Annotated in this window: 21 protein-coding genes; 13 read left to right on the top strand and 8 right to left on the bottom strand. The window is 76.4% G+C overall.

Annotated features, from left to right (window positions below):
- Window positions 1-2 precede the first annotated feature (2 nt).
- Window positions 3-521: a hypothetical protein gene (locus ABIE39_RS12520; RefSeq protein ID WP_354051989.1), complete on the top strand. Its 519-nt coding sequence runs from the start codon at window positions 3-5 to the stop codon at window positions 519-521.
- Window positions 522-611: 90 nt separating this feature from the next.
- On the opposite strand, the gene ABIE39_RS12515 is transcribed toward ABIE39_RS12520, so the two are convergent.
- The gene (locus ABIE39_RS12515) at window positions 612-1,328 is read right to left on the bottom strand and encodes a DUF5701 family protein (RefSeq protein WP_209829509.1); all 717 of its coding nucleotides are present in this window, start codon (window positions 1,326-1,328) and stop codon (window positions 612-614) included.
- A gap of 147 nt (window positions 1,329-1,475) precedes the next feature.
- On the opposite strand from ABIE39_RS12515, the gene ABIE39_RS12510 reads away from it, so the two are divergent.
- Window positions 1,476-2,885: a cystathionine beta-synthase gene (locus tag ABIE39_RS12510; protein ID WP_354051987.1), complete on the top strand. Its 1,410-nt coding sequence runs from the start codon at window positions 1,476-1,478 to the stop codon at window positions 2,883-2,885.
- Between the two features lie 23 nt (window positions 2,886-2,908).
- On the opposite strand, the gene ABIE39_RS12505 is transcribed toward ABIE39_RS12510, so the two are convergent.
- Both ABIE39_RS12505 and ABIE39_RS12500 read right to left on the bottom strand, forming a co-directional pair.
- Window positions 2,909-3,508: a TetR/AcrR family transcriptional regulator gene (locus ABIE39_RS12505; protein WP_209829510.1), complete on the bottom strand. Its 600-nt coding sequence runs from the start codon at window positions 3,506-3,508 to the stop codon at window positions 2,909-2,911.
- A complete protein-coding gene (locus tag ABIE39_RS12500) occupies window positions 3,501-4,379 on the bottom strand; it encodes an alpha/beta fold hydrolase (RefSeq protein ID WP_175009066.1) in 879 nt (292 codons plus the stop codon). The genes ABIE39_RS12505 and ABIE39_RS12500 overlap by 8 nt, the downstream gene beginning before the upstream one ends.
- A gap of 137 nt (window positions 4,380-4,516) precedes the next feature.
- Between ABIE39_RS12500 and ABIE39_RS12495 the strand changes: the two genes are divergently transcribed.
- Entirely contained in the window at window positions 4,517-4,927 is a 411-nt protein-coding gene (locus ABIE39_RS12495) for an FKBP-type peptidyl-prolyl cis-trans isomerase (RefSeq protein ID WP_009864026.1), read from the top strand.
- Between the two features lie 56 nt (window positions 4,928-4,983).
- Here the strand turns inward: ABIE39_RS12495 and ABIE39_RS12490 are convergent, their stop codons facing one another.
- Complete coding sequence (locus ABIE39_RS12490) at window positions 4,984-6,165, bottom strand: class I SAM-dependent methyltransferase (protein ID WP_354051984.1); 1,182 nt, start codon at window positions 6,163-6,165, stop codon at window positions 4,984-4,986.
- A 104-nt stretch (window positions 6,166-6,269) separates the two neighbouring features.
- Here ABIE39_RS12490 and ABIE39_RS12485 point away from each other — a divergent pair, with 104 nt between their 5' ends.
- Together ABIE39_RS12485 and ABIE39_RS12480 are read left to right on the top strand one after the other, a co-directional pair.
- Window positions 6,270-7,664 (top strand): DUF2252 domain-containing protein, encoded by a 1,395-nt coding sequence (locus ABIE39_RS12485; protein WP_354051982.1) that lies wholly within the window; start codon window positions 6,270-6,272, stop codon window positions 7,662-7,664.
- 62 nt (window positions 7,665-7,726) lie between these two features.
- Entirely contained in the window at window positions 7,727-8,095 is a 369-nt protein-coding gene (locus tag ABIE39_RS12480) for a SelT/SelW/SelH family protein (RefSeq protein WP_175009070.1), read from the top strand.
- Window positions 8,096-8,186: 91 nt separating this feature from the next.
- Here ABIE39_RS12480 and ABIE39_RS12475 read toward each other — a convergent pair whose 3' ends face one another.
- Window positions 8,187-8,567 carry a DUF5997 family protein gene (locus ABIE39_RS12475; RefSeq protein ID WP_209829513.1) on the bottom strand — a complete coding sequence of 127 codons (381 nt, stop codon included), beginning with the start codon at window positions 8,565-8,567 and terminating at the stop codon, window positions 8,187-8,189.
- A gap of 131 nt (window positions 8,568-8,698) precedes the next feature.
- Here ABIE39_RS12475 and ABIE39_RS12470 point away from each other — a divergent pair, with 131 nt between their 5' ends.
- From ABIE39_RS12470 to ABIE39_RS12450, 5 genes are all read left to right on the top strand, one after another.
- Window positions 8,699-9,604, top strand: coding sequence for a substrate-binding domain-containing protein (locus ABIE39_RS12470; RefSeq protein WP_354051980.1), 906 nt, complete (start codon window positions 8,699-8,701; stop codon window positions 9,602-9,604).
- Window positions 9,601-10,185: a hypothetical protein gene (locus ABIE39_RS12465; protein WP_354051978.1), complete on the top strand. Its 585-nt coding sequence runs from the start codon at window positions 9,601-9,603 to the stop codon at window positions 10,183-10,185. The genes ABIE39_RS12470 and ABIE39_RS12465 overlap by 4 nt, the downstream gene beginning before the upstream one ends.
- A 39-nt stretch (window positions 10,186-10,224) precedes the next feature.
- Complete coding sequence (locus ABIE39_RS12460) at window positions 10,225-10,617, top strand: ArsR/SmtB family transcription factor (protein WP_186810444.1); 393 nt, start codon at window positions 10,225-10,227, stop codon at window positions 10,615-10,617.
- The gene (locus ABIE39_RS12455) at window positions 10,614-11,294 is read left to right on the top strand and encodes an SRPBCC family protein (RefSeq protein ID WP_354051976.1); all 681 of its coding nucleotides are present in this window, start codon (window positions 10,614-10,616) and stop codon (window positions 11,292-11,294) included. The genes ABIE39_RS12460 and ABIE39_RS12455 overlap by 4 nt, the downstream gene beginning before the upstream one ends.
- A 147-nt stretch (window positions 11,295-11,441) precedes the next feature.
- Window positions 11,442-12,269, top strand: a complete 828-nt coding sequence (locus ABIE39_RS12450; RefSeq protein WP_354051974.1) for a phosphatase PAP2 family protein — start codon at window positions 11,442-11,444, stop codon at window positions 12,267-12,269.
- A 21-nt stretch (window positions 12,270-12,290) separates the two neighbouring features.
- Here ABIE39_RS12450 and ABIE39_RS12445 read toward each other — a convergent pair whose 3' ends face one another.
- From ABIE39_RS12445 to msrA, 3 genes are all read right to left on the bottom strand, one after another.
- Window positions 12,291-13,118, bottom strand: coding sequence for a CPBP family intramembrane glutamic endopeptidase (locus ABIE39_RS12445; protein WP_034653394.1), 828 nt, complete (start codon window positions 13,116-13,118; stop codon window positions 12,291-12,293).
- Between the two features lie 93 nt (window positions 13,119-13,211).
- On the bottom strand, window positions 13,212-14,048 hold the full coding sequence (locus ABIE39_RS12440; protein ID WP_354051972.1) for an aldo/keto reductase: 837 nt from the start codon (window positions 14,046-14,048) through the stop codon (window positions 13,212-13,214).
- 136 nt (window positions 14,049-14,184) lie between these two features.
- Window positions 14,185-14,859, bottom strand: coding sequence for a peptide-methionine (S)-S-oxide reductase MsrA (gene msrA / locus ABIE39_RS12435; protein ID WP_021479764.1), 675 nt, complete (start codon window positions 14,857-14,859; stop codon window positions 14,185-14,187).
- Window positions 14,860-15,199: 340 nt separating this feature from the next.
- On the opposite strand from msrA, the gene ABIE39_RS12430 reads away from it, so the two are divergent.
- The 3 genes from ABIE39_RS12430 (at window position 15,200) to ilvA (ending at window position 19,093) form a co-directional block, all read left to right on the top strand.
- Window positions 15,200-16,441 (top strand): cystathionine gamma-synthase, encoded by a 1,242-nt coding sequence (locus ABIE39_RS12430; protein WP_354051970.1) that lies wholly within the window; start codon window positions 15,200-15,202, stop codon window positions 16,439-16,441.
- 79 nt (window positions 16,442-16,520) lie between these two features.
- Window positions 16,521-17,831 (top strand): AI-2E family transporter, encoded by a 1,311-nt coding sequence (locus ABIE39_RS12425; protein WP_175009077.1) that lies wholly within the window; start codon window positions 16,521-16,523, stop codon window positions 17,829-17,831.
- Complete coding sequence (gene ilvA, locus ABIE39_RS12420) at window positions 17,828-19,093, top strand: threonine ammonia-lyase (RefSeq protein ID WP_175009078.1); 1,266 nt, start codon at window positions 17,828-17,830, stop codon at window positions 19,091-19,093. The genes ABIE39_RS12425 and ilvA overlap by 4 nt, the downstream gene beginning before the upstream one ends.
- The last annotated feature ends 134 nt before the right edge of the window (window positions 19,094-19,227 follow it).

Genomic DNA, 19,227 nt, shown 5'->3' with positions numbered 1-19,227 from the left:
CGGTGGCGCGCAGCACCCGTGAACCGGCACCCGCGGCGGACCTCCCGCCGCGGGTGCCGGTGTTTCTGGCCGGGCTCGTCGTCGCGGCAGCGGCGATGCTCGGCGTCCAGGTCCTCTACATGGTCGTCTCGGGCGCGCCGCCCGCGTGGCTCTCGTTCGCGGCGCTCCTCATCCTGCTCAGCGTCCCGACGGCGGGTGCCGCCGTCGCGTGGCTCGGCACCCGGATCACGCGCGACGCCACGGAGCGCCGGGCCGTACTCGTGTTCGCCGGGCTGGGGCTCGTCGCGGGCGCGCTCTGGGGGTCGTTGCTCGCGGGCGGGATCGCCCGGCAGCTCGCCGACGCCGGCGCAGGCGGCGGGGGCGCGCTCGTCGCGGGCGCGGCCGCCGTCGTCGGGGTCACGGCCGCGGTCGGCGCGGGTCTCGGCCGCCTCGTGGCGACCGAGGCCTCGGACCGCCCGCTGCTCGTCGTCGTGCTCGGCGTCGTCGTGGTGCTCGTCGCGATCCTGGGCCTCGTCGGCTGACGGGCCACCCACCCCACCCCGTGAGTGCGGGAGACAGTCGCGGCCGGACGTCTGTGCCGCGACTCTCTCCCGCACTCAGCGGGTAGGGGGTCAGGCGGGGAGGCGGCCCGTGGCCGAGGCGAAGCCGAGCCACGTGTGGCGGTTGCCCGCCCAGCACCAGCCGACCTTCGGGGCGCCGCGGCGCTCCCGCCCGTCGCGTCCCGTGCCGTTCGAGATCCAGAGCGCGGGGGTGCGGGTGTCGAGGCGGCCGTCGGGCTTGCGCAGGCGCGAGCCGACCGTCATGTAGCAGTGGTTGCGCGCGAGGACGTCCGGGGCCTGGAGCGCCCAGTGGATGCCCTCGTGCAGCAGGAGCGGCGTCCGGCCGCGGGCGGTGAGCTCCGGCAGCGCCTCGTCCGGGGACCAGCTCGCCAGGTCGTCGCCGCGGTCGACGCCCGTCACGAGCGAGAGCGGCCCGGGCGGCACGACGATCCCCTCGATCGGCGCGAAGCGGTCGACGTCCGTCATGTCGACGACCACGAACCCCTCCTTCTCGCCGTCCTTCGTCGGGAGCCGCAGCAGGGGAGCGAGGGCCGACGGCGGCGCGAGCGCCGGGTCGACGACGAGCAGCGCGCCCGCGGGCGCGGTCGCCGCGAGGTCGGCCGCCGCGGCGCGGAACGCGTCCTCCGGGAGACCCGCGACGTCGTGGGCGCCGAGCGCGACGAGGCGCTCGGCCTGGGCGGCGACGTCGGGCAGCGGGGGGAGCGCGGGCGGCGCGGTGTCCGCCGCGGTGGACGCGGGGCGGGTGGCGGCGGTCGTGGGCTCGGGCACGGGTCACCTCTCGGTCGGGGATGTCGGGGTCCTCAACGTTCTACACCGTACGGGAATTCCCGCCGCGAGCCATCGGCGTTCCCGGCGCCCGTGCGGGCCGAGCTCGGACGGGCACGCGCGCAGCCCCGGATCGGGGATGATCGGGGCATGAGATACGCAGAGCACGTGTCCGAGCTCGTCGGCGGTACCCCGCTCGTCCGGCTGTCCCGTGTCACCGAAGGCCTCAGCGCGACGATCCTCGCCAAGGTCGAGTACGTGAACCCCGGCGGCTCCGTCAAGGACCGCATCGCGCTGAAGATGGTCGAGGCCGCGGAGGTGTCGGGCGAGCTCCGGCCGGGCGGCACGATCGTGGAGCCCACGTCGGGCAACACGGGCGTCGGCCTCGCGCTCGTCGCGCAGCGCAAGGGGTACGACTGCGTCTTCGTCTGCCCCGACAAGGTGAGCCAGGACAAGCGCGACGTGCTGCGCGCGTACGGCGCGCGCGTCGTCGTGACGCCGACCGCTGTGGCCCCCGACCACCCGGACTCCTACTACTCGGTCTCCGACCGGCTGGTCCGCGAGATCCCGGGCGCGTGGAAGCCGAACCAGTACGCGAACCCGAACGGCCCGGCGTCGCACTACGAGTCCACGGGCCCCGAGGTCTGGGCCGACACCGACGGCCGCGTGACGCACTTCGTCGCCGGGGTCGGCACCGGCGGCACGATCACGGGCACTGGCCGGTACCTCAAGGAGGTCTCGGCGGACCGCGCGGAGTCCGACGGCGGGCGCGTGCGCGTCGTCGGAGCCGACCCGGCGGGCTCCGTCTACTCGGGCGGCGACGGGCGCCCCTACCTCGTCGAGGGCGTGGGCGAGGACTTCTGGCCCGCCGCGTACGACCCGGCCGTCCCGGACGAGGTCATCCCGGTCACCGACGCGGACTCGTTCGCGATGACGCGCCGCCTCGCGCGCGAGGAGGGGCTGCTCGTCGGCGGGTCGTGCGGCATGGCGGTCGAGGCGACGCTGCGCCTCGCGCGCCGGCTCGAGGAGGAGGACCCGGTCGCCGCAGCGAAGGCCGTGATCGTGGTCCTGCTGCCGGACAGCGGCCGCGGCTACCTGTCGAAGATCTTCAACGACGCGTGGATGCGGTCCTACGGGTTCTTGCCCGACGAGGAGGGCGTGACCGCGGGCGACGTGCTGCGCGCGAAGGACGGCCGCCTGCCCGACCTCGTGCACACGCACCCCAGCGAGACGGTCCGCGACGCGATCGAGATCCTGCGCGAGTACGGGGTGTCGCAGATGCCCGTCGTCGGCGCCGAGCCGCCCGTGAAGAGCGGTGAGGTGGCCGGGTCGGTGAGCGAGCGTGCGCTGCTCGACGCCGTCTTCTCCGGCCGCGCGTCCCTCGCCGACCGCGTGGACCAGCACATGGAGCCCCGCTTCCCGCTCATCGGCGCGGGCGAGGGTGTCGAGGCGGTGCGCGCCGCGCTGCACGACGCCGACGCGCTGCTCGTCGTCGAGGACGGCGACCCGGTCGGCGTCCTCACGCGGCACGACCTCCTGGGGTTCGTCGCCGCGCGCTGATCCCCGGCGGGCCGGCGCTCGTCTCAGGTTCCGGCGGGCGGACGGGCGAGCGACGCCAGCCCGGCGAGGAGCGCGCCGACGTGCAGGTCGAAGCTGCGGTCGAGGTCGTCGGGCAGGCGGTAGCCGCCGCCGAGCTCGAGCGCGACGAAGCCGTGCAGGCTCGCGCGCACGGACCGGACGGCGTCCACCGTGCGGTCCTCGGGGAGGTCGAACCCGCGCAGCACCGCGGCGACGACCTGGACGCTGCGCCCCGCGGCCGCCGACAGCGCGGCGTCCGCGGGGTCGTCCGGGTCGGGGGCGACCTGCACGGCCGCGTACCGGCCGGGGTGCGCCCGGGCGTACTGCCGGGTCGCGTGCGCGAGGGCGGCGACGGCGTCGGGCCCGGCGAGGCCGACCGTCGCGTCCGTGAGGGCGCGCGTGTAGTCCTCGACGGAGAGGACGGCGACCTCGCGGCGCAGCGCCGCGAGCGAGCCGACGTGCTTGTAGAGGCTCGGCGTGGCGACGCCCGCCTGCGCGGCGACCTTCGCGAGCGTGAGGTCGGCGAAGCCCGTCGGGCCGCCGGCGTCGACGAGGTCGAGCGCGATGCCGACGACGGCGTCGTGGGACAGCCCGGCCCTAGCCACGAGCGTCCTCCGACCGCTCGGCGCCCGGGCGCGCCTCGCCGTCGGGCAGCCCGGAGAGGAAGTCGAGGGTCGCGGCCACGACCTCCTCGGGCGCCTGGAGCTGGGGGTAGTGGCCGACGTCGGGCAGCAGGAGCGTGGTCGCGCCGAGCGACTGCGCGGCCCAGGCTGCCTCGGCGGCCGGGTCGGCGTAGTCGGGGTCGAGCGCGCCGTAGACCGCGAGCACGGGCGCCTCGACCTGGGCGACGCGCGGCTCGACGACGCGGTGGTCGAGCTGGAGGGTGAGGTCCCGGAACGAGCGCAGGCGCCCCGGCTCGGAGAGGTTGGCGCGGATCGCGGCCTGGTGCGCGGCGAGGCGCGCGGGGGTGCGGCCCTTGTTCAGCGAGCCGTAGAACGAGGCCCAGAAGGCCGCACCCCACGGTCGTGCGAGCGCGACACGGTAGAGCACGCGCATCGCCCGGAGCCTCGCGGGCGACGACGGCTCGCGCAGGAACCCGTCGAGGAGGACGAGGCCGCGCACGAGGTCGGGGCGCCGGGCCGCGGCGACCACGGCGGCCGACGCCGCCATGGAGCTGCCCAGCAGGACGGCCGGGCCGGCGGCGAGGTGCTCGACGAGCGCGACGTAGTCGGACGCGGTCGCCTCGTCGCCGTGCGTCGCGAAGGTGGTGTCGCTGTCGCCGTGGCCGCGCAGGTCCATGACGACCACGCGGTGGCCCGCGGCGAGGAGGTGGGGGACGACGTCGTTATAGGTGGCGCGCAGGTCGCCCATGCCGGGCGCGGCGACGACGAGCGGGCCGGAGCCCTGGTCGGTGTAGGCGAGGCGCCCCTCGGCGCGGGCGAGGTGGCGCACGGTCGGGTGCTGGCTCGTGTTCATAGCCCCAAGGCTAATGGCATTAGCCAACCGTGGCAAGAGTCCCGGGTCGGTGCGCCCGGCCCGGTCGGCGCGCGCCGCGTAGGGTAAGGAGACCCGCGCCCGCGCGGGTCTCCCTGCACCCGACGAGAGGCACCCTCGTGACCGACCAGCCCACCCTCCCCACCGCCTCGGGATCCTTCGGCGAGAAGCCGACGCTCACCTTCCCCGAGACGGACGCGCCCAGCGGTCTGCAGGTGGTCGTGCTCACCGAGGGCGACGGCCCGGCCGTCACGTCGGGGCGCAACATCGTCGTGCACTACCTCGGCCAGACCTGGGGCGGGCACGTCTTCGACAACTCCTACGACCGCGGCGACACGATCGCCTTCCCCATCGGCGTCGGCGCCGTCATCGGCGGCTGGGACAAGGGCCTCGTGGGCCAGAACGTCGGGTCCCGCGTGCTGCTCTCGATCCCGCCGGAGCACGGCTACGGCCAGCGCGGCGTGCCGCAGGCCGGCATCGGCGGCACGGACACGCTCGTCTTCGTGGTCGACGTCGTCGACGTCCAGTGACGTCGTGAGCGCCGGGTGCCCGTCGTCGGCGTTCGCCGACGACGGGCACCCGACGTTCAGCGCCGCACGGACCGCGTCACGGTGAAGCGCGGGTCGCGCGCGACCTGCGCCGTCGGGCCGACCGCGCGCTCGAGCGCCCGGCGGTACCGCAGGTGCGAGTTCCACACGCACCACAGCTCCCCGCCCGGTCGCAGCACCCGCCCCGCGGTCACGAACATGCGGTGCGCCGCGTCGGTGCGCACGGCGGCGCCGTCGTGGAACGGCGGGTTGAGCAGCGCGACGTCGGCGCTCGCGTCCGCGAGGGTCGCGCCTGCGTCGTCGCGCACCGTGCGCACCCGGTCGGCGACGCCGTTCTCGCGCGCGGTGAGCGCCGTCGAGCGGACGGCGGCGTCCGAGCGGTCCGCGGCCACCACGCGCGCCTCGGGCCAGCGCCGGGCCGCCCACGCGGCGAGCAGGCCCGTCCCGCACCCGAGGTCGACGACGTCGCGCGGCGGCGCGCCCTGCGCGACGGGGGTCGGTCCGTCGTCGGCGCCGAGCCGGTCCAGCAGGAACCGCGTGCCGAGGTCCAGGCCCGCGCCCGCGAAGGCGGCGCCGAACGCCGCGACCCGCAGGCCGACGTCGGCCAGGTCGGTGACGACCGGGTAGGTCGGCGGGCGCCCCGGCCGGGGTGCCGACGCGACGAGCACGCGGGACTTGCCCCGGGCAAGGCTCGCGCGTACCTCGCCGAACGACTCGGCGAGGACGTCGTTCATCGCGCGCGTCATGTGCTTGACCCGCGCGGTCCCGAGGAGCACGACGTCCGGCCCGGCCTCCCGCGCGACGTGCTCCGCGACGTCGCGCAGCGCCGCGAGGCCGCGGGGGAGCCGCAGCAGCACGACCCGTGCCCCGGCCAGCAGCCCAGGGCCCAGACCCTGGCGGTCGTACGTCGCCCCCATCCCCACCGCGCGCGCGTTCGCGTCGAGCGCCGCCTCCGCGGTGCACGTGTCCTGGTGGACGCGCACGCGCCCCCCGGCAGGTCCTGCCCCGGTGAGCAGCGCCGCACCCAGGGTGAGGGCGCCGTACCGGTCGTCGACGACGGCCACGGCCCCCGGCGCGACGCCGGCGAGCAGGGTCGCCGCCTCGTCGAGCAGCAGGCGGTCGGCCGGGTCGACGGCGACCGGTGCGTCCTCCCGGGCCGGGCCGGCGTCGTCGGTGCGCAGGCGCCCCAGGAGGGCGTCGAGGTCGGGGAGGGTCGTCACCGCCCCAGTCTCCCCGACGCCGGAGCGCCCCGGGCCGCGTCGACCGCCGCGCCGCGCGTCCTGGCGAGCGCTACTGTGCGACTGCGGAGAGCGAGGAGGCACCCGTGGACGTCCCGCGAACCCTGACCGAGTCCCGTGCCGTCGGGCGCGCGCTGCGCGACCGGGTGCCGCGCCGCACGCAGGGCGCCCTGCTGCTGCCGGAGCGCGACCCGGTCGCGATCGTCGAGGAGCAGAACCGCGACCGGCTGCAGGACCTCGTCCCGCTGCGCATCGGCCGGATGCTCGAGTCGCCCTTCGCCTTCTACCGCGGCACCGCTGCGGTGATGGCCCACGACCTGCGCGACGGTCCGCGGACCGGTGTCCACGTCGTCGCGTGCGGGGACGCGCACGTCTCCAACTTCGGGCTGTTCGCGTCGCCCGAGCGGCGGGTCCTGTTCGACCTCAACGACTTCGACGAGGCGTCGGACGCCCCGTGGGAGTGGGACGTCAAGCGCCTCGCGGCGAGCATGTACGTGGGCGGGCGGGACAAGGGCCTGGCCGAGCACGACTGCGCGGACGCCGCGCGCGGCGCGGTGCGCGGGTACCGCGAGACGCTCGCCGAGGCGTTCGCGCGCGACGCCCTGGAGCGCTACGCGTTCCTCGTCGACACCGCGGTCATCGAGCCCCTGCTGCTCGACGGCGGGCGCGAGGAGCTCGAGCGGACCGTGCGCAAGGCGCGGCGGCGCACGTCGGAGCAGGTGGTGCGGAAGATCACGAGCCGGACCGCCGACGGCCGCACGCGGATCGTCGACCAGCCGCCGGTCACCCAGCACGTGGACACGGCGAGCGTCGACGAGCTCACGACGCTGTTCGAGGCGTACCGCGAGCCGCTGCGCGCCGACGCCCGGCTCCTGCTGAGCCAGTTCACGGTCGTGGACTTCGTGCTGCGCGTCGTGGGCGTCGGGAGCGTCGGGACGCGCTGCTACATCGTGCTCCTCGAGGGGCCCGCGGGGGAGCCGCTCGTGCTGCAGGTGAAGGAGGCGACGTCGTCGGTCCTCGCGACGTACGGCGGGATGGTCGACGCGCTGCCGTCCGGGCTCGTGCCCGCCGGGGCCCTGCCCGCGCAGGGCCGCCGGGTCGTCGCCGCCCAGCGCATCCTCCAGGCGCAGTCGGACCCGTTCCTGGGGTGGACGACCGTCGAGGCGCCCGAGCGCACGGGCCGCCCGCGCGTCGACTTCTACTGGCGCCAGTTCCGCGACATGAAGGGGTCGGTCGAGCTGGACCGGCTCGCGGCCTCGCAGTTCGTCCGGTACGGGGAGCTGTGCGGGCGCGTGCTCGCCCGCGCGCACAGCCAGTCCCCGGGCGCGCGCGTGGCGCACGGCTACCTCGGCCGCTCCGACGCGTTCGACGATTCCCTCGCGCGGTGGTCGCGCGCTTACGCGGACGTCGTCGAGGGCGACCACGCCGCGCTCGAGGCCGCCGTGACGAGCGGCCGCCTCCCGGCCGAGCGGGGCGTCTGAGCCGGCCCGACGGCGGTGGACGGCCACCCGCGCGCCGGGCCGCCGCCCGTACGCTGGGCGCCATGACGGACGACGCCGGTCAGCCCGGCACCCACGCGACCACGGAGGCGCGCGGGACCGCGCGCGTGGCGGTCGAGTACTGCACGCAGTGCCGCTGGCTGCTGCGCGCGGCGTGGGTCGCGCAGGAGCTCCTCCAGACGTTCCGCACCCGGCTGGGCGAGGTGGCGCTCGTGCCCGGCACGGACGGCGTCTTCCGGGTCACGCTCGACGCCGGGGACGGGCCGGTGCTGCTGTGGGACCGCCGCGTCGACGGCGGGTTCCCCGAGATCCCGGACCTCAAGCGCCGGGTGCGCGACGCCGTCGCGCCGGACCTGTCGCTCGGCCACACCGACCGCGCGGCCGCCGCGACGGACGACCCGCGCACGGACTGAGGCAGATCGGGCTGCCGCCCCGCGCGGGGCGGCCCAGCCGGAGGACGTCCGGCGGGAGGTCGTCCGGCGGAGACGGCCCGCCGGGGACGGCTCAGCCCTTCTTGGTGCGCGCGGCGGCGAGCCGCTCCTCCTCGGCGCGGACCTTCTTCTGCACCTCGCGCTCGGCCGTCAGCCACTCCGGCGGGTCCTGGCGCAGCGCGTCGATCTCGTCGGTGGTGAGCGGCTCGGTGAGGCCGCCGCGCGTGAGACCGGAGATCGAGACGCCGAGCCGGCCCGCGACGACGGGGCGCGGGTGGGGGCCGTTGCGGCGCAGCTCGGCGAGCCACTCCGGCGGGTTCTTCTCCATCTCCTCGAGCTGCGCCCGGGTGATGGTGCCCTCCTGGAACTCCTGCGGCGTGGCGGGCAGGTACACCCCGAGCTTCTTCGCCGCGGTGGCGGGCTTCATGGTCTGCGCGGACTGCTTGGGGGTCATGGGCTCCAGGGTAGTCGGCCGGTCGGGCACCGGCGGCCCGCGGTGGGGCGCGGGGCGGGCGTCGGGCCTGGTGCCGGGGCGCGACGCAGGCCGGGCGGGAGCGCGCGGGGCCGCGCGCCTAGGCTGTCCGGGTGGACGACGACGCGGGCACGGCTCCCGAGGCAACGACCGACGGCGGCGGGGGCGACGGTGCCGGCCGCCGGTTCCGGCTCGCGTACGTCCCCGGCGCGGCCCCGGCCAGGTGGGTGCGCACGTGGCGCGAGCGGCTCCCCGACGTGCCGCTGGACCTCGTCGCCGTCGAGCCCGCCGACGCGGAGCGGGCGCTGCGCGACGACGAGGCGGACGCCGCGATCCTGCGCCTGCCCGTCGACCGCGACGTGCTGAGCGCGATCCGCCTCTACGAGGAGGCGCCGGTCGTGCTCGTGTCGCGCGACCACCTGCTCGCCGCCCTGGAGCCCGAGGAGCCGGTCGCGCTCGACGACCTCGCCGACGACGTGCTGCTGCGGCCGCTCGACGACGTCGTGCCGTGGGCGGGCGAGGCCGGGGCCGCGGACGACGCGCCGCCGCCGCCGGGGCGACCGGCCGAGGAGCGGCCCGCCACGACGGGCGACGCCGTCGTGCTGGTCGCCGCGAACGTCGGGGTGGCGGTCGTGCCGCAGTCGCTCGCGCGCCTGCACCACCGCAAGGACGTCACCTACCGCCGCCTGGACGGGGCGCCGTCGGCCCCGGTCGCGCTCGCGTGGGTAGCGGACCGTGACGACGACCTCGTCGAGGAGATGGTCGGGATCGTGCGGGGCCGCACGGCCAACAGCTCGCGCGGACGCCGCGCCGCCACGCCCCCGGAGGACGCCGCGCCCGCCCGCGAGCGCCGCGACCGCGACGCGCGCGGTGGTGCGGGCCGCGGGGGAGCGGGCGCTGGACGCGGTGCCACGGGGGCAGGTCGCGCGGGCGGCGGGCGCGGCGGGGGCGGCGGCGCGCAGGGCCGCGGCACGCCGAAGGGCCGGGGCGCTCGCGGTCGGGGCGGGAAGCGGCGGTGACGGTCCCGCCCTCCGCCTCGGGCGGCTCGGGCGGCTCGGGTGAGCTGGTCGAGCTCGTGCTGCTCGACGCGGTGCCCCCGGACGAGCGCGGCCGGCTGCTCGCCGGCGCGCTCCGGCTCCGGCTGGGCCCGGGCCAGGAGGAGTTCGTGCCGCCCGCGGCCGACGTCGTCGCCGCGGCCCACGCCGACCCGGGCCGGCACCTGCTGCTCGCCCGGCCGCCCGGCGGCGACCCCGTCGCGCTCGGCGTGCTGCACCCCGGCGGCGCCCCGGCCGAGGTGGCGGCGCTGCTCGACGACGTCGCCCCGGCCGACGTCGTGCTGTTCCGGGGCTTCCTCGTCGACGTCGCGGCGCAGGGCGGCGGCGTCGGGTCGCGCGTCGTGCGCGAGCTTCCCGGCGCGGTCGCGGCGCTCGCGGCGCTGCGCGGGCGGACGACGCCGTACGCGGTGCTCGTGCTCACGGTCAACGACCGCAACGCGGCGGGGCGGCGCGCGTACGCCCGCGCGGGTCTGGACGACCGCGGCGCGTACCACGGGGGGAGCGCCGGTCCGCAGCGGGTCATGGCGCGGACGATCGCAAGATAGGTATTGACTTATATAAGCAATGTCTGAAAGATGGAGGTCATGGAAGCGTTCGACGTCCTCGGCGACCCGGTGCGTCGCCGGATCCTCGAGCACCTCGCGCACGGCGAGCAGCCCGCCGGCGAGATCGCGGCGCGCGTGGGGGAGGAGTTCGGCATCAGCCAGCCCGCGGTGTCGCAGCACCTGCGCGTGCTGCGGACGAGCGGGTTCGCGTCGGTCCGCCCGGACGGGACCCGGCGCCTCTACGCGCTCGACCCGACGGCCCTCGACGAGGTCGAGGACTGGACCGCGGGCCTGCGCCGGTTCTGGGAGCAGCGGCTGGACGCGCTCGGGACCGAGCTCGCCCGGGGTGCCCGGGAGCGCCGTCGGGCGACGGCACCCGGCACCGACGAGGACGACGAGCGCCCCACCGACACCACCAGGAGGACAGCATGAAGGACTTCATCGCCGAGCTCGAGGCCGCGCGGCGCACCGTCGGGTCGGCAGACCTCCCCGCCGGTGCGGCCCGGGTCGTCACGATCGAGCGCACCTACCCGGCCGACGTCGAGGACGTGTGGGACGCGGTCACCGACCCCGAGCGCATCCCGCGCTGGTTCCGGCCCGTGACGGGCGACCTCCGGGTCGGCGGCACCTACCAGGTCGAGGGCAACGCGGGCGGCGAGATCCGCGCGTGCGAGGCCCCGCGGCTCCTGCGGCTCACCTGGGTCATGGGCCCGCCGACGCCGGAGGACTCGTCCGTCGTCGAGGTCCGGCTCGCGCCGGCGCCGGGCGGCGGCACGACCCTCACGCTCGAGCACACCGCCGTCGTGCCGCCGCAGATGTGGGACCAGTTCGGGCCCGGGGCCGTCGGCGTCGGGTGGGACGGGGCGCTGCTCGGCCTCGGGCTGCACCTCGACGGCGGCGCGACGCTCGACCCCGAGGCCGTCCTCGCGAGCCCCGAGCTGCGCGCGTTCAACGTCGCGAGCAGCGAGGCGTGGGGAGCGGCGCTCGCCGCGGCCGACGGGCTCGACGCGGACGACGTCGCCGCCCGCGTCGCCGCCACGACGGCGTTCTACGTCCCCGCGGACGACGTCCCCGCCGGTGACGGCTCCGCCGACGGTCCCGGCCGGTAGGCCCGCCCGCCGCGGCCGAAAGTCGCCGTCGGTCGCCGCCGGTCGCCCCGGGGGGCCGCGAGGTACCGCCCCGGGTGGACGCACCGCGGCGCACGTCCGCCGTGGGGCGGATGTTCACCCGCGGTTCACGCGGCATACCCTCGTCCGATGACTTCGCCCGATTCGTCCCGCACCACGACCCTGCCCGACCCCGGCCCGACGCGTGACGAGAGCGAGGGCACGCTCGTCCGACCTGCAGCGCCCGAGCCGTCGTCCGGGCTCGCGGGGCAGGCGCTCGTGGCGGTGTCGTGGCTCGTCGGGGCGGCGCTCGTCGTCCTCGTCGCCCGGATGCTGCGCGGCCCGAGCGAGTCCCTCTACCTCGCCGTCGCGGCGCGCACGGCCGAGCTCCCCGGGACGGAGCTCGTCGCCGAGGGCGGTGTGCTCGTGCTCGTCGCGTGGTGCGCGCTCGTGGCCTGGCGCTCGCGGCGGGGCGGCCCGCCCGCGGTCGCGACGACGCTCGTCGCCGGCGTGGGCGCCGTCGCCGCCTACGCCGCGAGCGAGGCCGTGAAGTCGCTCGTCCGGCAGCCCCGGGGCTGCTGGGAGCTGGTCGAGGTCGCGCACTGCCCCGCCGCGGGCGACTGGTCGTTCCCGAGCAACCACACCGCGATCGCGTTCGCCCTCGCGACGGCCGTCGTCCTCGCCGGCGCACCGGCCGTGCGCGTCCCCGGGGCCGTGCCCGCGCGGCACGCGACCCGTTCCCGCACGCGCGACGTCGCGGTGTGGGTCGTCGTGCCGGCCCTGCTCGCCGTGGCGGTCGCGGCGGCCCGCGTCGCGCAGGGCGTGCACTTCCCGCACGACGTCGTGGCCGGCGCGGCCGTGGGCGTCGCCGTGGTCGTGGCGGCGGTGACGGTGCTCGCGGGTCCCGCCACGACGGCCGTCGCGGCGGCGTGCCGCGTCGACGGGGTGGGCCGCGTGCTGCTCGCCCGCCCGTCCTGACCCCGCCCGTGGACGGCGCCGTCAGCGCGGCGCGGTGACGAAGACGTCGAACAGCTCCGGGTGGTGCGCGTGCACGAGCACGGCGAACACCACGACGTCGAACAGCAGGTGGACGGCCACCACGTAGGTGAGCGACTTGCTCCAGGAGAAGATCCAGCCCTGGACGAGCGCGAACGGCACGGTGAGCAGCGGGCCCCACTCGCGGTAGCCGAGCTCCCAGAGGAACGACACGAAGACCGTCGCCTGGAGCAGGTTCGCCGTCCACACCCCGAAGTGCTCGCGGTACAGCGCGAAGACGACGCACACGAAGAACAGCTCGTCCCAGATGCCCACCGCGTTGACGCCGACGAACAGGCGCGCGATCTCCGCGCCGCCCGTGATCGGCGGCCAGTTGAGGTACGCGCCCGACCCGATGAAGTAGAACGGCAGGATGAGGTAGCCCGCCACGACCACCACGACGAGGTACACGACCTGCCCCCGCGTCCAGCGGCGCCCCGTCGCGACGGGGAACGTGACGGCGTCCTCGCGGAAGACGAAGCGCGAGAGCGCCCACGGCACGAGCACCGCGAGGGAGAGCACGACGGCGAAGCGCACCATGCCGGCGTCGGACAGGTCGGCCTTCAGCGAGATCGTCGAGATGATCCCCATCCCGACGCCGACCAGCGCGAGGTCGCGACCCAGGCGACGGTCCACGAGGAGGCCGAGCGCGACCCCGAGGACGAGCGGCACGTAGCCGAGCGGGCGCGCGTGGACCGCGAAGAGCAGCACCGCGGAGCCGGACACGAGCACGGCGGCGAGCAGCCGCAGGGGCGAGCCGACCGCCCAGGGCGGTCGGGCGGCGTCGGGCAGCGGGCTGAGCGCGGCGGAGGTCACGCGCACACGGTGCCACGACCCGCGGGTCGTGGCGCGCGCCGCCGCGCCGGGACGGGGGCTGCGACGGCGCTACAGCTCCTCGTAGACCGCCGGGTCCTGGTCGTTCGTGCGCCCGTCCGCCCGGGCGAGCCCCGTGAGCGCGTTCATCTCGTGCGTCGTCAGCTCGAACGAGAAGACGTCGAGGTTCTCGCGCTGACGCTCCGGCGACGACGCCTTCGGCAGCGGCACGACGCCGAGCTGCACGTGCCAGCGCAGGATCGCCTGGACGGGGGAGACGTCGTGCGCGGCCGCGACGTGCGCGACGACCGGGTCCCGGAGCAGGTCGTTCGCGCGACCGATCGGGCTCCACGCCTCCGTGACGACGCCGCGCTCCGCGTCGGCCGCGCGCTGGAGCGGCTGCGGGAAGTACGGGTGCAGCTCGACCTGGTTCACGACCGGCGTCACGCCCGTCGCCGCGATCACCGCGTCCAGGTGCTCCGGCAGGAAGTTCGAGACCCCGACGTGCCGGACCAGGCCCCGGTCGCGGCACTCCACGAGCGCCTCGTACGCCTCGACGAACCGGCCCACGCGCGGGTTGGGCCAGTGCACGAGGTAGAGGTCCAGGTGGTCCAGGCCCGCGCGCAGCACCGACTCCTCGACCGTCCGGACCGCGTCGTCGTGCGCGTGGTGGCGCCCGGGCAGCTTCGACGTGACGAGCAGGTCCTCGCGCGCGACGCCCGAGCGGCGCACCGCCGCGCCCACGGCGCCCTCGTTCTCGTAGCTGGACGCGGAGTCGATCAGCCGGTACCCCGCGTCGATCGCGCGCGCGACCGTGTCCGCGCCCTCCTCGCCGCGGAGCCGGTAGGTGCCGAAGCCGATCGCGGGGATCGTCGTGCCGTCCTGCGCCGCGAGGGTGGGGATCGTCATGGGCCCATCGTGCGGGCGACCCCGGCGGACCCGCACCTCGGCGACGGGGCCCGCGGGCCGACTCGCGCGGGCGAGACGCGAGAAGCGGCCCCTGATCCGTCGGGACCAGGGGCCACTTCTCACCTCTCGGCGGGTGCTACGCGGCGCTCGGGAACGGGACTCCCGTGGTCGCGTGGCAGCGGTAGCCGTTCGGGTTCTTGTCGAGGTACTGCTGGTGGTAGTCCTCGGCGTAGTAGAACGGCCCGGCCTCCGCGGCGGGGCGCATCTCGGTCGTCACGGGGTCGTAGCCCTTGGCCTCGAGCACCGCGGAGTAGCGCGCCGCCGTCTCGCGGACGGCCTGCTCCTGCTCGGGCGTCGTCCAGTACACGGCGGACCGGTACTGGGTGCCGACGTCGTTGCCCTGGCGGTAGCCCTGCGTCGGGTCGTGGCGCTCCCAGAAGATCTTGAGCAGCTCCTCCTCGGAGACCTTCGTCGGGTCGTACGCGACGAGCGCCGTCTCGGTGTGGCCGGTGCGCGCGGTGCACGCTTCCTCGTAGGTGGGGTTCGGCGTCGTGCCGCCCATGTAGCCGACGGCGGTGCTCACCACCCCGGGGACCTGCCAGAAGATCTCCTCGGCGCCCCAGAAGCAGCCCATCGCCAGGTAGAGCACGCGCGTGCCCTCGGGCCACGGGCCGGTGATCGAGGTGCCGAGCACGGTGTGGGGACGCGGCGCCTGCAGCACGGGCGACTGGCGCCCGGGCAGCGCGTCCTCGGGGGCGATCATCGTCGTCTTGCCGGACGAGCCGAAGATCGCGTCGAAGATCGAGTTCATCGCTTACCTCCTGAGGTGCCCGGACGACCGGGGCGCTGGCCCACGACGCATCGTCCTGGCACGGGGTAGAACGCGGCGGGGGCGGTCGGTGTTCCGCGGGACGTGCCGCCGCGACCCGGCTGGCCGTGGGCGCGTCCGGCACGAGCCTCTCACGGGACGATCGAGTCGACGTACCCGCCGTCGACGCGCACCGCGGCGCCGGCCGTCGCCGACGAGCTCGCGCGCGAACGCCCCACCCCCGCCCGCCGCCCGCCGCCGAGCAGGCGGTGCCGGCCCGTCCGGTGGGCGGGACGAACCAGGACCACCTGCTCGGCGCAGGGGGTGCGCCTAGGCTGGTCGGGTGACCACCCCGAGCGAGCACCCCGACTGGACCACCACCGGCTTCTCCACGCGTGCGATCCACGCGGGCCAGGACCCGGACGCGACGACCGGCGCCGTCGTGCCGCCGATCCACCAGGTCTCGACGTACAAGCAGGACGGCGTCGGCGGGCTGCGCGGCGGCTACGAGTACTCGCGCTCCGCGAACCCGACGCGCACCGCCCTGGAGGAGGCGCTCGCGGCTGCGGAGTCCGGCGGCCTGCGCCCGACGGCGGACGGCTCGCCCGCCGCGCGCGGGTTCGCCTTCGCGTCCGGCCTCGCCGCCGAGGACACGCTGCTGCGCGCCGTCGTGCGCCCCGGGGACCACGTGATCGTGCCCGACGACGCGTACGGCGGCACCTACCGCCTCATCGCCCGGGTGTTCGGTCCCTGGGGCGTCGAGCACACGCCCGTCGACCTCACGGACGTCGAGGCCGTGCGCGCGGCCGTGCGCCCCGAGACGCGCGTCGTCTGGGTCGAGACCCCGACGAACCCGCTGCTCGGCGTGAGCGACGTCGCGGCGCTCGCGGGCGTCGCGCACGACGCCGGGGCGCTGCTCGTCGTCGACAACACGTTCGCGACCCCCTACCTCCAGCAGCCGCTCGCGCTGGGGGCGGACGTCGTCGTGCACTCGACGACGAAGTACGTCGGGGGGCACAGCGACGTCGTCGGGGGAGCGCTCGTCGTGGCGACGGGCGCGCAGCTGCCCGGCGGGCTCGCGTCGCCCGCGGGCGGCACGGACGTCGCGGGGGCGGTGGGCTTCCACCAGAACGCGTCGGGCGCCGTCGCCGGGCCGTTCGACGCGTGGCTCACGCTGCGCGGGCTCAAGACGCTCGCGGTGCGCATGGACCGCCACCAGACGAACGCGGCCGCCGTCGCGGAGTTCCTCGACGCGCACCCCGCCGTGACCGAGGTGATCTACCCGGGCCTCGCGTCGCACCCGGGCCACGAGCTCGCCGCGCGTCAGATGTCCGGGTTCGGCGGCATGGTCTCGTTCCGCGTGGGCAGCGAGGCGAAGGCGCTCGACGTGTGCGCGCGCACGCGGGTCTTCACGCTCGCGGAGTCGCTGGGCGGGGTCGAGTCGCTCGTCGAGCACCCCGGCCGCATGACGCACGGCTCCGTCGCGGGCACGGCGCTCGAGGTCCCCGACGACCTCGTCCGCCTGTCCGTCGGCATCGAGGACGTCGAGGACCTCCTCGCCGACCTCGGGCAGGCCCTCGCCTGACGAGGAGATCCTGCGCACACCGCGCGGGCTCGCCGTGCGCAGGGGCGCGCGGCGGGTGCCGCTCCCCTAGGGTTGCGCTGTGAGCGCGCAGACGGACCAGCACAGCACCCCCGACCCGCTTCCTCCCGCGCGTCCCGGCGCCGCGGCCGTGCCCGACGCCGTGCGCTCGGCCGCCGCGTGGTCGTGGCGCCTGCTGCTCATCGGCGCGGCGATCGCGGCCGGGCTGTGGGTCGTGACGCAGCTCAAGGTGATCGTCGTGCCGATCGCGGTGGCGCTGCTGCTCACCGTGCTCCTCACGCCGGTCCAGCGGTTCTTCCGGCGGCACCTGCGGATGTCGCGGGGCCTCGCGTCGGGCGCCGCGCTCATCGCGCTGATCGTCGTGGTCGCGGGGCTCATCGCCATCGCGGGGCAGCAGATCGTCAGCGGCTTCCAGGACCTGCGCGACCAGGCCGTCGAGGGCTTCGAGCAGTTCACGAACTGGCTCGCCGACGGCCCCCTCGGCCTCGACTCCACCACGCTCTCGCACTGGCTCGACCAGGCGGGGACCGCGGTGTCCGAGAACCAGGACTCGATCGTCTCGGGCGCGCTGGGCGCGGCGACGACCATCGGCCACGTGCTCGCCGGGGCCCTCATCGCCCTGTTCTGCACGTTCTTCTTCCTGCTCGACGGCCGCTCGATCTGGTCGTGGGTCGTGGGGCTGCTCCCGCTGCGCGCCCGCGACCGCGTGCACCAGGCCGGCCGTCGCGGCATCGTGACGCTCGCCGCGTACACGCGCACCCAGATCCTCGTCGCCGCGGTCGACGCGGTCGGCATCGGCGTCGGCGCCGCGTTCTTCGTGCCGTCGCTCGCGCTGCCGCTCGGCATCCTCGTCTTCGTCGGGTCGTTCATCCCGATCGTCGGTGCCATCGTCACCGGGTCCATCGCGGTGCTCGTCGTGCTCGTCGCGCAGGGCTGGGTGCAGGCGCTCGTCATGCTCGGCATCGTGCTGCTCGTGCAGCAGATCGAGGGCCACATCCTCCAGCCCTTCCTCATGGGGCACGCGGTCTCGCTGCACCCCGTCGCCGTCCTGCTCGTCGTCGCGGCGGGCAGCTTCGCCGCGGGCATCGTCGGCGCGCTGTTCGCTGTCCCGATCGCCGCGGTGCTCAACACGGTGGTGCTCTACCTGCACGGCCACGACAAGTTCCCCGAGCTCGGCACCGACGACCGCGTCGTCGTGCGCGGCAGCCCGCAGCCGCCCGTCATCGCGCGCGCCGAGTCCGACCTCGACGACACGAGCGCCCGCCGCCCCGGTCGCCGGGCGCACGACGCCGGCGGCTCGGCGGTCGTCGAGACGCAGGACGCGGGCGTCGCCGACGCACCGGGCGAGGGCACGCCGGGAGAGGCGCGGTGACCTCGGGTCCCGTGCCCGTCCCGCTCGACGACGTCCGCGACGCGGCCCGCCTGCTCGACGGCGTCGCGTACCGCACGCCGGTCCACACGACCCGGGCGATCAGCGAGGCGGCGGGCGTCCAGGTCCTCCTCAAGTGCGAGAACCTCCAGCGCGCGGGGTCGTTCAAGGTCCGCGGCGCCTACGTGCGCATGGCGCGCCTGAGCGCCGACGAGAAGGCGCGCGGCGTCGTCGCGGCGAGCGCGGGCAACCACGCCCAGGGCGTCGCGTTCGCCGCGGGACTGCTCGGCATCCGGGCCGTCGTGTACATGCCGGTCGACGCCGCGCTCCCCAAGGTCGCGGCGACGCGCCAGTACGGCGCCGAGGTCCGGCTCGTCGGCGCCGACGTGGACGAGACGCTCGCCGCCGCGCGCGCCGAGGCCGACCGCACGGGCGCCGTGTTCATCCACCCGTTCGACCACCCCGACGTCGTCGCGGGCCAGGCGACCATCGCGCTCGAGATCCTCGAGCAGGTGCCCGACGTCCGGACCGTCGTCGCCCCGCTCGGCGGCGGCGGGCTCGTCGCCGGGCTCGCCGCGGCGTTCGCCCAGGCCGCGCCGCACGTGCGCGTCATCGGCGTGCAGGCGGAGCGCGCCGCCGCCTACCCGGGCTCGCTCGCCGCAGGGGCGCCGACGACGGTCCGGCTCGCCGGGACGATGGCCGACGGCATCGCCGTCGGGACCCCGGGAGCGGTGCCGTTCGGGATCGTCGCGCACCACGGCGTCGAGGTGCGGACGGTGACCGAGGAGGAGATCTCCCGCTCGCTGCTCATGGTCGCCGAGCGCGCCAAGCTGCTCGTGGAGCCCGCCGCAGCGACGGGCGTCGCGGCCCTGCTGTCGGGGACGGCCGCCGTCGACGCGGGCGCGGCTGACCCGGTCGAGGGGCCGGTCGTCGTCGTGCTGTCCGGGGGGAACGTCGACCCGCTCGTGCTGCTGCGGGTCGTGCGGCACGGCCTCGCCGCCGCCGGCCGGTACATCCAGCTCCAGGTGCTGCTCGACGACCGTCCCGGCGCGCTGGCGCGCATGCTCGAGGCGATCGCGGCGAAGCGCGGCAACATCATGCACATCGACCACGACCGCACGGACGTGGGCCTCGCGATCGGAGAGGCGTGGGTGCGCATGCAGGTCGAGACCAAGGGACCCGAGCACTGCGACGAGCTCGTCGCGCACCTGCGCTCCGCGGGCTACCGCGTCGAGCGCAGCGACGGCGGCTCGCCGCGGGTCTGACGAGAAGCGAGAAGTGGGGGGGGCCCCGGGCCGGGGGGGGGGGGGGCGGCGGGGGGGGGCGGGCCCCCCCGGGGCGGGGGGGGGGGGGGGGGGGGGCCCCGGTGGGGGCGGCGGGGGTAGTGGGGCTGGGGTGG

Source organism: Cellulosimicrobium sp. 4261, from assembly GCF_040546915.1.
Taxonomy (GTDB): domain Bacteria; phylum Actinomycetota; class Actinomycetes; order Actinomycetales; family Cellulomonadaceae; genus Cellulosimicrobium; species Cellulosimicrobium cinnabarinum.
Note: the sequence above shows the minus strand (reverse complement) of the source record. Positions and strands in the feature narration are given on the sequence as shown.

Excerpts from the sequence above, each read along its gene's own strand:
- ABIE39_RS12500 (WP_175009066.1), bottom strand. The coding sequence starts at position 4,379 with ATGAACACGAGCCAGCACCCGACCGTGCGCCACCTCGCCCGCGCCGAG.
- ABIE39_RS12510 (WP_354051987.1), top strand. The coding sequence starts at position 1,476 with ATGAGATACGCAGAGCACGTGTCCGAGCTCGTCGGCGGTACCCCGCTC.
- msrA (WP_021479764.1), bottom strand. The coding sequence starts at position 14,859 with ATGAACTCGATCTTCGACGCGATCTTCGGCTCGTCCGGCAAGACGACG.
- ABIE39_RS12460 (WP_186810444.1), top strand. The coding sequence starts at position 10,225 with ATGGAAGCGTTCGACGTCCTCGGCGACCCGGTGCGTCGCCGGATCCTC.
- ABIE39_RS12450 (WP_354051974.1), top strand. The coding sequence starts at position 11,442 with ATGACTTCGCCCGATTCGTCCCGCACCACGACCCTGCCCGACCCCGGC.
- ABIE39_RS12480 (WP_175009070.1), top strand. The coding sequence starts at position 7,727 with ATGACGGACGACGCCGGTCAGCCCGGCACCCACGCGACCACGGAGGCG.
- ABIE39_RS12475 (WP_209829513.1), bottom strand. The coding sequence starts at position 8,567 with ATGACCCCCAAGCAGTCCGCGCAGACCATGAAGCCCGCCACCGCGGCG.
- ABIE39_RS12440 (WP_354051972.1), bottom strand. The coding sequence starts at position 14,048 with ATGACGATCCCCACCCTCGCGGCGCAGGACGGCACGACGATCCCCGCG.
- ABIE39_RS12455 (WP_354051976.1), top strand. The coding sequence starts at position 10,614 with ATGAAGGACTTCATCGCCGAGCTCGAGGCCGCGCGGCGCACCGTCGGG.